This window comes from Nocardiopsis sp. NPDC006832, from assembly GCF_040635885.1.
Taxonomy (GTDB): Bacteria; Actinomycetota; Actinomycetes; order Streptosporangiales; family Streptosporangiaceae; genus Nocardiopsis.
The window spans coordinates 126,580-140,709 of sequence record NZ_JBEYLC010000005.1; the positions used below are offsets into that span (position 1 = coordinate 126,580).

Here is a 14,130-nt window from a genome sequence, read left to right on the forward strand (position 1 = left end):
TCGGGTCGGACGGTTCGGACGGAGGGGTCAGGCTCCGCTGTCGCCCGGGCGGCGCGGTGGAGGTGGCGGCAACCATCGCGGCGGCGGACCGTCGTCGGGGGCAGGGCGCGGTTGAGGGATCGGGAGCGCGTACACGTGGGCGTAGTCCATGTCCATCCCCCGGGTTGATACCCAACCTGACCGGTGGAACGAAACACGCGGGATGTCCGCTTCCGGCACCCGGGCATCACCGTTCGGCCCTGCGGGGTGTGCCATCCCGCGTCCTCCACACCAGGTCTGGCCTGTGAAGTCGCCCAACCACTCACGGATGAGCGCTTCCGCGTCCAGGCGTGAGGACATGTGTATAGTCGGTCCGACCGTCGGCCAGGAAGGGTTGGGAACATGGACAACGTGGAGGTGAGCTCCGCCGACATCGCCCGTATCGCCGGGGTCAAACCGACAGCGGTCAGCAACTGGCGTCGACGCCACGACGACTTCCCCACCCCCGTCGGCGGCACCGACCGCAGCCCCCGCTTCGACCTGGCGGAGATCGAGGAGTGGTTGTCCACCCACCGCAGCGTTCCCACCATCGACCCCGACCAACGGCTGTGGCAGGTGGTGGACTCCCTGCGCGGTTCCGCTCCCGTAGAGGACCTCCTCGGGTTGGTGGGCGCGCTGGCCCTGCACCTGCGCGACCACCCCGCGATCCCCTCCGATGACCCGGCCGTGTTGGTGACCGCGGCCCTGGACGGCTTCGAGACACGGTTGCGCGCCTCCGGTTCGGCCTGCCTGGCCGACCATCGGCCCGCCCGGGTCCCCGAAGCACTGCTCCCCGCCCTGGTGGAGACGACCGTGCGCGCCGTCGCCGAGAGCGGACCCGCTCCGGTGCTGGAGCGTATGAGCCGAAGGTCGGAGCAACGCTCCCCCGCCGGTTCGCACAACCTCCCACCGGACCTGGCCGCCTTGATGGTCCACCTCGCCGGAGGCGGCGCGCTGACCGACCCCGCCTGTGGTGGGGGTGAGATCCTGGTGGCGGGGGCCCGCGCCGGGAACGCACCGTTGCGCGCCCAGGACCGGGACCGGTCGGCACTGTGGCTGACCGCGCTGCGCCTGGCCTTCGACGACGCCCTGGACGAACGGGTCGAACTGCGGGTCGGCGATGCCCTTCGCGAACCGGCCTTCACCTCGGATCCGGCCGACTCGGTGGTCACCGCTCCCCCGTTCGGTGAACGCAACTGGGGTGTGGAGGACCTGGTCGAGGATCCGCGGTGGGTGCACGGGCTACCGCCTCGGCTGGAATCCGATCTGGCCTGGGTGCAGCACTCGTTGTCCCAACTGCGACCGGGCGGCACCGCCGTGCTGTTGATGCCCCCGGCCGCGGCCCAACGTCCTTCCGGACGGCGGATCCGCCGTTCGCTGTTGCGGTCCGGCGCGTTCCTCGCGGTGGTGTCGCTGCCCGCCGGTTTCGCCGCGCACTACGCCGTCCCGCTACAGCTGTGGGTGCTGCGCCGAACCGACGAGACGACGACACCCACCCCTTTGTTGTTGGTGGACACCGAGCCGGCCGACCCCGCCCGGGTGGAACGCCCCGAGGACGTGATCGGCCGGATCCGCGGGCTCTGGGAGGACTTCCGCGACTCCCCGGAGGGTTTCAAGGAGGTTCCGGGGGCGGCGCGGGCCGTGGAACCGGTGGAGCTGCTCGACGAGGAGATCGACCTCACTCCCCGCCGCCATCTGCCCCTACCCCGTTCGAGCGCCCGAGACCTCGGCCTGTTCGCCCGGCGACGCACCGAGATGGAACGGTCGCTGCGGTCGCTGCGGTCACTGCTTCCGGAGGTCCCCGAAACCCTGCCCGAGGCCGCGCCCACCCCGGTCGTCACCCTGGGAGAACTGGCCAAGGCCGGTTCGGTCACCATCCGGCGTCACCGTGTCCGTCGCCCCGAGGAGGAGGGCGGTCCACAGGTCCAAGCGCGGGTGCTGACGCCACAGGACGTGATGCGCGGGACGCCGGCGACCCGGACCGAACGCGTGGACGCCGACCCCATGCGCAACCCACCGTTGCGGGAGGGCGATGTGGTCATCCCCGTGGTCACCGAACGCCCGCTGGCCCGGGTGGTCACCGCCGAGGACGCCGGGGCCCACCTCCACGGCGGGTTGTACGTGGTGAGCACCAACCCGGCGGCCGTGGACCCCTGGTTCCTCGCGGGTTTCGTCAGCAGTGAGGCCGAGCGCGGACACATCGCCCGGGTGAGCAGCAGCATGCGCGGCTCCCTCCGGTTGGAACCGCAGCGATTCCGTCTGCCCGTGCTGTCCATCCAGGAGCAACGCGCCCACGGGGAGCGTTTCCGTCGGGTCGAACGGTTCCGTCGGGCGCTACGGGAGCTACAGGAACTGGGCACGGAACTGGCCGACCAGGCCGTCGATCTGGCCGTGGAGCTCACCACCGACCGGACGACCCGGCATTAGTTCGCCGCCGACGAGGGCCCGACCACCTTTCCGGGGGTCGGGCCCACGTGTCGTCTCAAGGGTGTGGTGGTGTTCAGCCGACGTCGGCGGTGATGGTCACGCCCAGGCCGAGGGTCTCCTCGAACTCGACGGAGGCCGGGGTGAAGGCGCCCTCGGCGGTGATCACGCCCTCGGCGCGCTGTCCGGAGTCGAGCGTCACGGTGTCGATCTGGGACTCGGACATGCCCAGGGCGCTGGTCGTGTCCTTCTTGGTGCCGTCGTCGGCGACGATCGCGAAGTACAACGGGTTGACATCGATGGCCTCGTCACCGTTGTTCTCGATGGTGACGTGCACGCTGGTGTAGTCGCCGCCGTCGTGCAGAATGCTCGGCACGAAGTCGGTGACCTCGGCGGTCAGCGCGACGGGCTCCTCCGCGACAGGCTCCTCCGCGGCCTCATCGACCTCCGCTTCGGTCGTTTCCTCAGTCTGCTCCGAGGTGTCCTGCGAGGCGTCTTGCGAGGCACCGGAACCGTCGGAACCTGAGGATAGGACGGCCACGCAGCCGCCCATCAGGAAGAGCAGGATCAGGAACGCTCCACAGCCCAGGCCGAACCTCTTGCCGGTGGACATGCCCTGCTTCGGCGGCATCGGCCGGTAGGGCGGCTGGGGCTGGAACGGCTGCTGAGGCTGGGTCATGGTGGGCTCCGGGTCTGTGCGGTGGCGACGAGGCCGTGGGGGTGAACACCGAACCGGGCGGTTCGGCGCGCAACGGGAGAAGGGTCTCCGGAGCTCTGAATCAACCCGAAGACACTCACACCATACACGATTGAGTGTGAACTAGACCAACCATCAACAAGGAGCCTGTTTCACACCTCGGAACAAACTCATCACCGTCATCCCTACCGGACCCCGGGTCGGGACCGGGTCGTCCGGGACTTCGACGTCATCGCTCCGCCTGGTGTGGACGAAGGCAGGCGGGCCCCTGCACGCCCGGAGCCTCCGTCACGTTCGAGGCGAGGCGGGCAGGAGTGCCCGGCGTTCCGGATCAAGGGTGAGGACGCGGTCCGCGCGGGCGGCGACGTCTCGATCGTGCGTGACCATGACAACGGCCAGGCCCTCCCGCGCGCGCAGGGTGTCCAGCAGATCCAGGACCGTACGCGTGCTCGCGGTATCCAGGGCCGCGGACACCTCGTCGGCCAACAACACCCGCGGACGCGCGGCCAGGGCGCGGGCGATCGCCACGCGCTGCCGTTGGCCGCCCGAGAGCCGGCCGGGGTAGGCACGTGCGGTCTCCGCGGGCAGGCCTACCCGTCCCAGGAGTTCGGGGACCTCCGCCGCGGCCTGTTCTCGTGTCAGGCCCCGGAGCACCATGGCCGGGCGTGCCAGTGCCGTTCCGACGCGCTGGGCGGGGTTCAGGACTCCGACAGGGTTCTGGCCGACCGGTTGGACGGCTCTCAGTGACTCCCGAGTGCGGTCCGTGTACCTGGCGGGGAGGGGTCGGCCGTCCAGTGAGAACGAACCCCTCGCCGGGGGATGGAGCCCGGCAAGGCTCCTGAGCAGTGTGGATTTGCCGCTCCCAGAGGGCCCCAGGACGGCGACCGCCTCCCCTGATCGGACGGTCAGGTCCGATTCCCCGAGCAGCTCTCGACCGTCCGGTCCGATGAGGCGGATCCCGTGGAGTCCGAGGAGCGGGGGGCCGTGCGGGGGTCGGGAGGCCGGGACACCGGTGACACTCCGGCGGTCGACCCCGGGCTCATCGATGTCGATGAGGACATCGGCGACTCGGGCGGCGAACCCCCGGTCATGGGTGATCACCACGGTGACTCGGTTCGGGCGTCCTCGCCGTTGCTCCAGCACGTCGAGCACGAGTTCGACCGTGGCGGGATCCAGGCCGCTGGTGGGCTCGTCCAGCACGAGGAGTTCGGGGTCACCGACGATCGCGCGAGCCAGGGCCACCCTTTGGGCCTGGCCGCCGGAGAGCTCGCGCGGACGCCGACGCCACAGGGCCTCGGCGTCCAGTCCCAGTCGGGTGAGGGTCACGCACACCTTCTCCGTGTTCTCCCGGCGTGGTCCCAGGGGCAGCGCGTCGGCCACGAGGGAGGCCACCGACCGCAAGGGGTGCAGGTCCGACGCGGGATCTTGACCGAGGATCCCCACCCTGGTCAGGCGCCGGCGCCGGCCGCCCCGTCCCCGGGGCACCGGGGCTCCCCGCCACCGGACGTGTCCGGACCGGCGGACCAGCCCCACGGGCAGGGCGTCGAGCGCCGCGAGGAGTGCGCTGGTCTTGCCGCTGCCGGAAGGCCCCATGACCGCCATCACCCCGCCGTCGGGGATCCGCAGGTCCACGGGCCCGACGACCACTCGGCCCCGAGTGTCCTCGACCAGTAGTGCTTCCACGTCCAGTCCCTCAGGCATGGTTCATCTCCTCCCGATCCGCCCTTCCCGGACGGCGGTCATCGTGTTCCTGGGAGGTCGGTCGGGCGGCGAGTGCGAACAGCAGCGTCGTGGCACCGAGTGCGATCGCGGGTGCGGCCACCGCCCACGGGTTGCTCGCCACCCCGGTCATGTTCTCCCTCAGCATGAGAGCCCAGTCCGGTGTGGGCGGGGCCGCGCCCAGCCCCAGGACGCCGAGTGCCGCGCAGACCTGGATCGCCACCACCAGGCGCAGCCCCAGGTCGGCGGAGACCAGTCCGCGCATGGCCGGAAACACCTCACGGAGCAGCACCGAGGCCGTGTGCTCGCCACGCAGGAGGGCCGCTTCCACGTACCCGGAGGAGCGGATGGAGCGAACGGCGTCGCGCACCACCCTCAGGGTGAGTGGGGCGCCGCCGCACACCGTCGCCACGACGACCGCCGGTTGCCAGGGCAGGGCGATCGCCGCCACCAGGGCCAGCAACAGGGATGGTAGGGCCAGGAGCAGGTCCGCGCAGGCGGTGAGCAGGCGGGCGACGAACCCGCCGGACCATCCCGCCACCAGACCACCCGCGATGCCGATGGCGGAGGCGCACACGGCGGCCACCACCGAGACGGTCAGCAGTGGGCCTCCCCCGGCCAGGACCCGGGACCACACGTCCCGTCCCAGGGCGTCGGTCCCGAGCAGGTACGTGGAGTCGGGCGATTGCCAGGGTGCGCCGGCCGTGGAGTTCGGGTCGTAGGGCGCCCACCAACCACCGCAGAGCACCAGGGCCACGGCCACGACAAGTGACAACGGCACCAACAGCCTTCTCATGTCGCCCTCCCGTGTTCGGGTTCGGTCAGGGCCGCCGACAGGTCTCCGAGTGCCAGTCCCAGCAGCACGATCGCGGCGGCGAGCACGGCCGTGGCCTGCACGACGGGTAGATCTCGTGCGGAGATGGCCGATACCAGGAGCGAGCCCATGCCGGGGTACCCGAAGAGGGCCTCCACCACGGTCGCGGCGGCGATCAGGCCGCCCGCGGAGACCGCCACGACCCGGGCGAAAGGGGCCAGGAGGAAGGGAAGGACGTCCACCAGTGCGATTCGCCACGGGGGCACGCCCCTGCGCCGGGCGTCGACCACATGGGGCATGCGCACGGTGTCGGCGACCGAACCCGACAGGAGGCTCCCGCCGAAGAACGCGGTGGGCAGCGCCATGGACGTCACCGGAAGGAAGAGCAGGTCCGGGTGGTGCCAGGGGATGGCACCGGGAGGAAGCAGGGACACCGGTGGCACCAGCCCGAGATGGCCCGAGAACAGCGCGGCCGAGGCCGCCGCCACGACCGCCATGGGAACCGCGGCGCCCCCCGTCAGAACAGCGGTGGGCAACCGGCGTCCTCTCCGTGTCGTCCCCGCCCACCAGGCCAGGGCCAGGGACGCGGGGACGGCGATCACCAGGGCTCCCGCCACGACGGCGAGGGTGGCGGGCAGCCTTTGGGCGAGGGCATCGGCGACAGGGCGACCGTTGACCAGGGATGTTCCCAGATCCCCGCTGAGCAGGGCACCGACCCAGTCCAGGTAACGCCGCCAGGGCTCGACGTCCAGTCCCAGATCCTGCCGTAGGTGTCGTACCTGTTCCTCGTCGGCCCCGGGTGAGGCCCGCAGGTCGGCGGCGTCGCCGGGAAGGAGTTCGGTCGCGGTGAAGACCGCTACCGAGACCAGGCCCAGTAGCAGCGCCGCCCGGACCAGGGAGAACAGGAACGAGGCCCCCACGGCGGCCCTCCGTGAGCGTGGAAGGGCCACCGCGGGGGCGATCTCGGGGTCGGGCATCAGCCGGTGGCCTCGACCTGTTCGATGAACAGACGGTGGAAGCCGGGACCTGTGGGCAGGCCGCTCACACCGGGGGCGGCCAGGTCGATACCGTCTCCGGTGCCCCAGACCACGTAGCCGCCATCGTCGGCGACCCGCTGCTGGAGATCGGCCAGCAGGGCGTGCCGCTCGTCGTCGTCGGCGGTGGCCAGCGCATCGGCGAAGTCGGCGTCCCAATCGGGTTCGTTCCAGCCGGTCTCGTTGATGGGGCCGTCGGACACCAGGGCCATCCGTGCGAAGTCCACGAACCCGTTCCCGCCGAGGCTGTTGAGGTAGAGCGGTTCGACGTTCCACACCTCGGCCCAGTAGGTGTCGGGCGGTCCGATCTCGATCCGGACGTCGATGCCCGCCTCGGCCAGCTGTTCTGCGGCCAGGGTCGCGGTCTCCTCCATACCGGGATAGGAGTTGGTCGCGTGCAGGGTGAGTTCGACCCCGTCCCCGTGCCCGGCCTCCTCCAACAGTTCGCGGGCGCGCTCCAGGTCGCGTTGGACCGGCTCCACCTGCGGGGCGAAGGGTTCATCGGGATTGAGCAGGTCGGCGCCGGGCTTCCCGTAACCGAGGAAGACCGTCTCGACGAGCTGTTCCCGATCGAGGGCGAGCTTGACGGCCTCGCGCACGCCGGGGTCGTCGAAGGGTTCGCTGCCCAGATCCATGACCAACGGGTAGTTCACTCCCCCGGGCCGGGTGACCACCTGGACGGAGTCGTCCTCCTCGTACTGCCGGGCACTGGTGGGCGCCACGCTTGCGGCGATATCCGCCTGTCCCGAGGCCACCGCGTCGGCCCGCGCGCCCGGATCGGATATGGCGCTGATCTGGAGTGTGTCGTAGTCGGGTGCCGCACCCCACCAGCCCTCGTGCCGGTTCAGGACGGCGGTGGTGTCGTCGTGTTCGGCCAGTTGGAAGGGGCCGGAGCCGATCACGGGTTCGGTGATGTCGTCACTGCCCTCGGGCACCACGAAGGTCAGGGAGGCCAGGGCGACGCCGACCTCCGCGTAGGGCTGGTGGGTGACCAGTTCGAGGGTGTGCTCGTCCACGACGGAGGAGGACTCCAGATCGAACATGGACAGGCGGCCGTTGTTCTCGGCGCCCTTGCCCTGGATGCGCTCCAGGGAGAACAGGACGTCGTGGGCGGTGACCGGCTCGCCGTCGGAGAAGACGGCGTCGTCGCGCAGGGCGATGGTCCACCGGTCCAGGTCGTCACTGTCGGGTTCCCATGACTCGGCCAGGCGGGGCTGGACGGCCCCGTTCTCGTCGGTCACGGTCAGTACGTCGTAGAGCATGGCGAACCGCAGGTAGTCGGACTCGTTGCCGACGCGTCCGTGCGGGTCATGGGTGGTGGCCGCCGGGGCGCCCACCGCGGCGTAGCGCAGGGTGTCGCCGTCGGCGGAGGCCTGGTCGCCTTCGCCGCCACCACAGGCGGTGGCCGCCAGGAGCACCACGAGGGCGCCCACCGGCAGGAATCGTCGTCTCATCGTTCGGCCTTTCTCGGGGCGGGGCCGTGGTCGGCACGGCCCCGTGAGGTGTCTTGCGACCCGTGGTTCTGGAAAGCGGGCTCAGGAGGGTTCATGGACGGTGACGGCGCCCGAGGGGCACCAGTCCACCGCGGTCAGGGTGCGTTCGCGCGCTTCGGGAGGCACGTCGGCGCGGAGCAGGACCACCAGGCCTTCGTCGTCCTGGTCGAACAGGTCCGGTGCGGCGCGCACGCGCTGGCCCGCGCCCGCGCAGACCTCACGGTCCGCGGTCAGGCGCGGGGCGGAACCGGCGGGCGTCACCATGAGACCGGGACCTCGTCCAGCCCGAAGATCGCCGAGGAGGAGCGGGCGGGCAGGTCGGCCAGGGCCAGTTCGGACCTCAGGGTGGGGACGCGATCGAACAGCACGCGCAGGGCGACCTCGATCTCCAGGCGGCCCAGGTTCTGACCCACGCACTGGTGGGTGCCGTAGCCGAAGGCGACGTGGTTGCGCTGCGGGCGCCGCACGTCCAGGCGCTCGGGTTCGGGGAAGGCCTCGGGGTCGTGGTCGGCGGCGCCGAGCAGGGCGATGTAGCCGTCGCCCGCGGGGATGGTGCCCGTGCTCAGGGGGATGTCCTCGGTGGCCACTCGCAGGGTGATCACGTCGGCCACGGACAGGTAGCGCAGCAGTTCGTCCACCGCGCCCGGCCACAGGTCGGGGTCCTCACGCATGAGGGCCGACTGGTCGGGGTGTTCGAGCAGGGCCAGCGCGGCCAGCGGGATCATGTTGCGGGAGGTCTCGTGCCCGGCGTTGAGGGTGATGCCGATCTGGGACAGCAGGGAGTGCCGGGTGATCTCGCCTCGGGCCAGGGGCCCGGTGGCCAGGCGGCTGATCAGGTCGTCCTGGGGGTCCTTCGACTTGTCGTCGATGAGCCGGTCGATCAGGCCGAACAGTTCACCCAGGGCTGCGTTGACCTCTTCGGCGGTGCTGTCCCGGCTGCCCGAGATCGAGGTGATGCGCCGGAAGAACTCCAGGTCCTCCAAGGGGACACCGAGGAGCCGGCAGATGACGGTGGTGGACACCCGGTTGGCGTAGTCGGCGACCAGGTCCGCCGGGGTCTGGCGGCCGAGCAGGTATTCGACCTGTTCGGCGCACACGGCCTCGATCGCCGGACGCATCGCGCGCACCCGACGGACGGTGAACTCCCCGACGAGCATGCGGCGCACACGGGTGTGGTCGGGCGGATCCATCCGGATGAAGGGGCGCAGTTCGGCGGCGACGGCCTGTTCCCCGTCCCCGAGCGCGGGGAAGGCGGGATGGCGGGCGTCGGAGCTCGCGGCCGGGTGGGACAGGGCCGCGCGCACGTCCTCGTAACGGGTCACCAGCCACGGCCGTTTGCCGCTGGGGATCCGGGCGCGGGTCAGCTCGGATCGCTCGCGCATCCCGGCGTAGTCACCGGGAGGGGTGAAGGGGCAGGAGCGGACCAGGGGGAAGGGCGTGTCTTCGTGGGTCCGGGCGGGTTCGGCGGCGGTGGCGGCGATGGGGTCGGTGGAGGGTTCAGGTGCGGGCCTGGTCATTCTCATGGCCTTTCGTGGTGGCGGAGGTGGGAGGGGTCGTGATGTCCGAGGCGGTCAGGCGCCAGCCGAGGGCGCGTTCACGGCTCCGGACGAAATCGGCGTGCCGCCCTCCCCGTTCGAGGAGTTCGTCCGGGGTTCCGGACTCCACGACGCGGCCCCCTTCGAGGAAGACGACCTGGTCGGCGGCGGCCACGGTGGCGGGGCGGTGGGCGATGACCAGCACGGTGCGCTCCCGGGCGAGTTCGACGGCTGTCCGTGTCACCAGCGCCTCGTTCTCGGCGTCCAGGGCCGAGGAGGCCTCGTCCAGGACGATGACCGGCGCGTCCTTGAGCAGGGCCCGCGCGATGGAGATCCGCTGTTTCTGCCCGCCGGACAGTGCGGTTCCGCCCTCCCCGACCCTGGTGTCCCAGCCCTTGGGCAGGTCGGACAGGACCGTGTCGAGCCCGGACAGCGCCGCCACCCGGTCGAGCTGTTCGTCGGTGGCGTCGGGGGCGGCCAGACGCAGGTTCTCGGCGACGGTGGCGTCGAAGAGGTACACGTCCTGGAAGACCAGGGCCACGTGCCGAGAGAGTTCCTCGCCGCCGATGTCCCGGACGTCGACCCCGCCGAGGCGGACCCGGCCGCGGTCGGCGTCGTGAAAGCGGGCGAGCAGGCGGGCCACCGTGGTCTTGCCGGACCCGGAGGGTCCGATCAGAGCGGTGAGGGTTCCGGGTTCGGCGCGCAGGGTGGCCCCGTCCAACGCGGGGGTGTCGTCCTTGCGGTCGTAGGCGAAGGTGACGTCGTCGAACTCCACGACCGCTCCCCGCGGCGGGAGCGGCGACTCCGGTTCGGGGAGGGGCCTGGCGTCCAGGACGGTGTTGATCCGGTCGAGTTGGTTGGTGGCCATGCGCAGGGCGGCGCCCTGGTCGGCGGCCGTGGCCAGGGGGTGGGTGAACCGGGCCACCAGCACCAGCAGGGCCACTGCCAGGGCGGGGTCGAGTCCGCCGTCCAGGACGAGCACGACCGCGCACACCACGAGCAGCGCGAACATCAGCCGAACCGTGAAGGAGTACGCCGACATCACCGGGACGACGCGCAGCAGCAGGCGGCGCGCGGCACCGTGTTCGGCGGTCAGGGCCCGGTCCAGGCTCTGCCCGCCCTGTTCGGTGCGGCCGAAGGCCCGCAACACCGGTTGGGACCTGGCGTACTCCAGGACCCGGGAGGCGGCCTCGTCCGAGACCACGTCCCGGGCGGCGTCGTTGCGCCCCACCGCGTCATTGGACAGGACGAAGACCATCCACACCACGGGCAGGCAGGCCGCGGCGGCCAGGGCGATCCGCCAGTCCCAGACGAACAGTGCCGACACCGCCACGACGGGCGTGACCACGGCGTCGGCCAGCGGTGGGTAGATGTGCACGGGCACGTTGGTGCTGCGGGACACCCCCTCGGTGACGACCCGGTTGAGCTCGCCCACGCGGTTCCCGGTGAACCAGCCCAGGGGCAACCGGACCAGGTGCTCCCCGATGCGGTGGTGCAGACCACGGGAGATCGCCCCGCCCACCCGGAAGTTGACGAAGAGGCTGAGGGTGCGCAGCAGGGCGTAGACCAGGGTGGCCAGGGCCAGGGCCGCCGCCCAGCCCAGGGCTGCTCGGGGGCCCTCCCGCAGGAGTTCGGTCATCACGGTCACCAGCAGGGCGAAGACCAGCCCCTGCAACGCCGAGACGACGGTGGTCAGGGCCAGACTCCTCTTCACGGGACCGGCCTGTTCCGGTCCCAGGGCCCTGAGGAAAGCGCGGATCACTGGTCTGCTCCCGGTTCGTCTCGTCGGTGTGCCTGGGCGCGCCAGAGTCGGGCGTAACGGCCGCCCCGGGCCAGGAGTTCGTCGTGGGTTCCGGTCTCCACCGCCCGGCCCGCGTCCATGACCGCGATCCGATCCACGCCGGTGACGGTGGTCAGTCGGTGGGCCACCACCAGGACCGTGCGGCCGCGGGCGAGTTCGCTGAGCGCGTCCTGGATGGCCGCCTCCGAGACCGGGTCCACGGCCGCGGTGGCCTCGTCCAGGACCAGGACGGGGGTGTCGGCGAGCAGGGCGCGGGCGATGGAGACGCGTTGGGCCTCGCCACCGGAGAGGTCGGCGTCCTCCCCGACCACGGAGTCGTAACCCCGCGGCAGGTCCTCGATCCGGTCGGCGATCTGTGCCGCGCGTGCGGCGGCCTCGATCTCCTCGCGGGTGGCTCCGGGGCGCCCCAGGGCGATGTTGTCGGCGACCGTCTCCCCGAGCAGGCGGACGTCCTGCAGGACGAAGCCGACGGTGCGGTAGAGGTCGGCGATCTCGCGGATGTCGACCCCGCCCACGGTGATCGACCCGGCGTCGGCGTCGTGGAAGCGGGCGAGCAGGGCGGCCAGGGTGCTCTTGCCCGCGCCCGAGGGGCCCACCAGGGCGGTCACGGTGCCCGGTTCCAGGACCAGGTCCACTTCGGTCAGGGCCCGAGGGCCCTCCTGCGTTGTCTCGTCGGCCGCCGCGTCGTCGGTGCGGTCGGTGTAGGAGAAGGACACGCCGTCGAAGACCACACGGGGTTCCAGCGGCGGTTCCTCCTGCCCCCGGTGCAGGGTCGGGGTGTCGAGCAGGGCCGTCACCCGCCCGGCCGCGGCCCCGGCCGCCTGGGTCTGCTGTACCCGGGAGCCGATCACGTTCATCGGCGCGCACAGGGCCGGGGCCAGCAGGGCGAAGGCCACGATCGAAACCGGTTCGGTCCATCCGGCGAGGGCGAACCCCACCCCCGCGAGCACGGTGACCACGGTGGCCATGGGCGCCGACAGCAGCAGGAAGGATCCGACCGTGACGGGGGTGGTGCTGCGTGACCAGTTCAGGAAGAAGTCCGCGAAGTCGTCGGCGGCGCGGGTGAAGCGCTCGTGGGCGCGCCGGTGGCCACCGAAGTGCTTGACCACCTGGATGCCGTCCACGAACTCCACGGCGGAGGAGTTGATCCGGTTCATCGCCTCGGCGTACCGGGCCATCTTCGCCATGCCCCCGGCCATGGCCCGAGAGAACAGGAAGATCCCCGCCGCCACCAGCAGGACCGACACCAGGGCCAGCCGCCAGTCCACGGTGAACAGGTAGACCAGGGCGACCAGCGGCACGGTGACGACCGAGGCCAGGTCGGGCAGGGTGTGCGCGACCAGTGAGTGGACGTCCTCGATGTCGTCGTGCACGGCCTTCTTGACCCGGCCCGACCCTCGGCCGGTGAACCAGCCCAGGGGGACCCGGGACATGCGGTGGGCCAGGGCTCGGCGGACCGACAGTTGCATGTCGTTGTCGGCCAGGTGACCGACCAGGGTGGAGGCCGTGCCCGCGGCCGGCGCGGCGACCGAGGCGCCCACGGCGATGCCGACGAGGAGCCACACGCGTGCGATGTCCACCGTGCCGTCGGCCGAGAACACACGTGCGAGTTCGACCAGACAGATCAGCGGGACGAGCCCCAGCGCCGATGCCAGTCCCTGGAGCACCACCGCGGTCCGGATCCGCCCCTTGATGGGCCGGAGCAGGGTCCGCAACGGCGAAGGCGACCGCTGTTGCGCCGCCTTCGGCCCGACCTCGCCGTTCGGTGCGGTCTTGGTCTGGGTCCGACTCATTTGACCAGCACTCCGATCTCCGGGGTGGCCTCGCGCCCGCCGCCCGGCAGAGGCCTGAAGGTCAGCCCGGACTCCTCCGCCAGCCGGTCGACCCCGAAGGTCTCCCAGTCGTATTCGTCGTCGACGGTGCGCACCTGTTCGCCGTCGCGGAAGACCCGCCATTGGGTGCGCCAGCGCATGGTCTGCGGGCCGACCGGTTCACCGGAGATCCACCACTCGTAGACCTGGTCGCCGAGGGGCTCACGGCACATGCGCACGTAGGGGATGGAGCGGGGCGTGTCCACACCCATGAGCTCGACGAGCACGATCCCACCAGGGGGCAGGCGGTCGGCCAGTCGCCGCCATAGCTCCTCGCGCTCCGCTCGGGGGATGTGGCCGGCCACCCCGAAGACCACCGCCGCCGAGATGGAGTCGGGCAGCGGTATCTCCTGCGCCGGTTCGGGTAGGACGGTGACCCGCCGGCGCAGGTCGGGGTCGGAGAACACCCGGCTGGTGAGTATCGCCCGCATGTTCGGCGAGGGCTCGGCCGCGTGAATACGCGCCGTGGGCAGGATCTCGGCGATGACGGCGGTGACCAGACCGGTGCCCGCGCCGATGTCGACGACGGGACCGTGGCCGGTGTCCAGGCCGGTCAGGACCGAACGCAGCACGGGTGTGCTGGTGGCCATGTGGCGATGGCCCACGAGGTCGAAGAACTCGGCGGCCGGTGAGTAGTGGTCGATGGCTGGAATCGTGTCCTCCAGGAGAAGGAGAGTGGGGGTTCGCATACGCACGGCTCGGACCCGAGTGGTCCCGCGTGTCG

General features: G+C 71.3%; 11 protein-coding genes. 1 reads left to right on the top strand and 10 read right to left on the bottom strand.

The features are described from left to right. Positions 1-381: 381 nt before the first annotated feature. On the top strand, positions 382-2,445 hold the full coding sequence (locus ABZ717_RS04220) for an N-6 DNA methylase (RefSeq protein WP_358505326.1): 2,064 nt from the start codon (positions 382-384) through the stop codon (positions 2,443-2,445). 73 nt (positions 2,446-2,518) lie between these two features. On the opposite strand, the gene ABZ717_RS04225 is transcribed toward ABZ717_RS04220, so the two are convergent. From ABZ717_RS04225 to ABZ717_RS04270, 10 genes are all read right to left on the bottom strand, one after another. Then, positions 2,519-3,121, bottom strand: a complete 603-nt coding sequence (locus tag ABZ717_RS04225) for a DUF4352 domain-containing protein (protein ID WP_358505329.1) — start codon at positions 3,119-3,121, stop codon at positions 2,519-2,521. A gap of 306 nt (positions 3,122-3,427) precedes the next feature. Beyond that, positions 3,428-4,840, bottom strand: a complete 1,413-nt coding sequence (locus ABZ717_RS04230; RefSeq protein ID WP_358505332.1) for an ATP-binding cassette domain-containing protein — start codon at positions 4,838-4,840, stop codon at positions 3,428-3,430. Then, a complete protein-coding gene (locus tag ABZ717_RS04235; RefSeq protein WP_358505335.1) occupies positions 4,833-5,654 on the bottom strand; it encodes an ABC transporter permease in 822 nt (273 codons plus the stop codon). Before ABZ717_RS04235 ends, ABZ717_RS04230 begins: the two co-directional genes overlap by 8 nt. Then, positions 5,651-6,649: an ABC transporter permease gene (locus tag ABZ717_RS04240; protein WP_358505338.1), complete on the bottom strand. Its 999-nt coding sequence runs from the start codon at positions 6,647-6,649 to the stop codon at positions 5,651-5,653. Before ABZ717_RS04240 ends, ABZ717_RS04235 begins: the two co-directional genes overlap by 4 nt. Continuing rightward, the gene (locus ABZ717_RS04245; protein ID WP_358505341.1) at positions 6,649-8,160 is read right to left on the bottom strand and encodes an ABC transporter substrate-binding protein; all 1,512 of its coding nucleotides are present in this window, start codon (positions 8,158-8,160) and stop codon (positions 6,649-6,651) included. The genes ABZ717_RS04240 and ABZ717_RS04245 overlap by 1 nt, the downstream gene beginning before the upstream one ends. Before the next feature lie 81 nt (positions 8,161-8,241). Further along, positions 8,242-8,463, bottom strand: coding sequence for a ferredoxin (locus ABZ717_RS04250; RefSeq protein ID WP_358505344.1), 222 nt, complete (start codon positions 8,461-8,463; stop codon positions 8,242-8,244). Then, positions 8,457-9,716: a cytochrome P450 gene (locus ABZ717_RS04255; protein WP_358505347.1), complete on the bottom strand. Its 1,260-nt coding sequence runs from the start codon at positions 9,714-9,716 to the stop codon at positions 8,457-8,459. Before ABZ717_RS04255 ends, ABZ717_RS04250 begins: the two co-directional genes overlap by 7 nt. Beyond that, entirely contained in the window at positions 9,697-11,496 is a 1,800-nt protein-coding gene (locus tag ABZ717_RS04260; RefSeq protein WP_358505350.1) for an ABC transporter ATP-binding protein, read from the bottom strand. Before ABZ717_RS04260 ends, ABZ717_RS04255 begins: the two co-directional genes overlap by 20 nt. After that, on the bottom strand, positions 11,493-13,328 hold the full coding sequence (locus ABZ717_RS04265) for an ABC transporter ATP-binding protein (protein ID WP_358505353.1): 1,836 nt from the start codon (positions 13,326-13,328) through the stop codon (positions 11,493-11,495). The genes ABZ717_RS04260 and ABZ717_RS04265 overlap by 4 nt, the downstream gene beginning before the upstream one ends. Beyond that, a complete protein-coding gene (locus ABZ717_RS04270; RefSeq protein WP_358505441.1) occupies positions 13,325-14,095 on the bottom strand; it encodes a class I SAM-dependent methyltransferase in 771 nt (256 codons plus the stop codon). Before ABZ717_RS04270 ends, ABZ717_RS04265 begins: the two co-directional genes overlap by 4 nt. Between the last annotated feature and the right edge of the window lie 35 nt (positions 14,096-14,130).

Coding starts and splice junctions, on each gene's coding strand:
- ABZ717_RS04220 (WP_358505326.1), top strand. CDS start 382: ATGGACAACGTGGAGGTGAGCTCCGCCGACATCGCCCGTATCGCCGGG.
- ABZ717_RS04225 (WP_358505329.1), bottom strand. CDS start 3,121: ATGACCCAGCCTCAGCAGCCGTTCCAGCCCCAGCCGCCCTACCGGCCG.
- ABZ717_RS04230 (WP_358505332.1), bottom strand. CDS start 4,840: ATGCCTGAGGGACTGGACGTGGAAGCACTACTGGTCGAGGACACTCGG.
- ABZ717_RS04235 (WP_358505335.1), bottom strand. CDS start 5,654: ATGAGAAGGCTGTTGGTGCCGTTGTCACTTGTCGTGGCCGTGGCCCTG.
- ABZ717_RS04240 (WP_358505338.1), bottom strand. CDS start 6,649: ATGCCCGACCCCGAGATCGCCCCCGCGGTGGCCCTTCCACGCTCACGG.
- ABZ717_RS04245 (WP_358505341.1), bottom strand. CDS start 8,160: ATGAGACGACGATTCCTGCCGGTGGGCGCCCTCGTGGTGCTCCTGGCG.
- ABZ717_RS04250 (WP_358505344.1), bottom strand. CDS start 8,463: ATGGTGACGCCCGCCGGTTCCGCCCCGCGCCTGACCGCGGACCGTGAG.
- ABZ717_RS04255 (WP_358505347.1), bottom strand. CDS start 9,716: ATGACCAGGCCCGCACCTGAACCCTCCACCGACCCCATCGCCGCCACC.
- ABZ717_RS04265 (WP_358505353.1), bottom strand. CDS start 13,328: ATGAGTCGGACCCAGACCAAGACCGCACCGAACGGCGAGGTCGGGCCG.
- ABZ717_RS04270 (WP_358505441.1), bottom strand. CDS start 14,095: ATGCGAACCCCCACTCTCCTTCTCCTGGAGGACACGATTCCAGCCATC.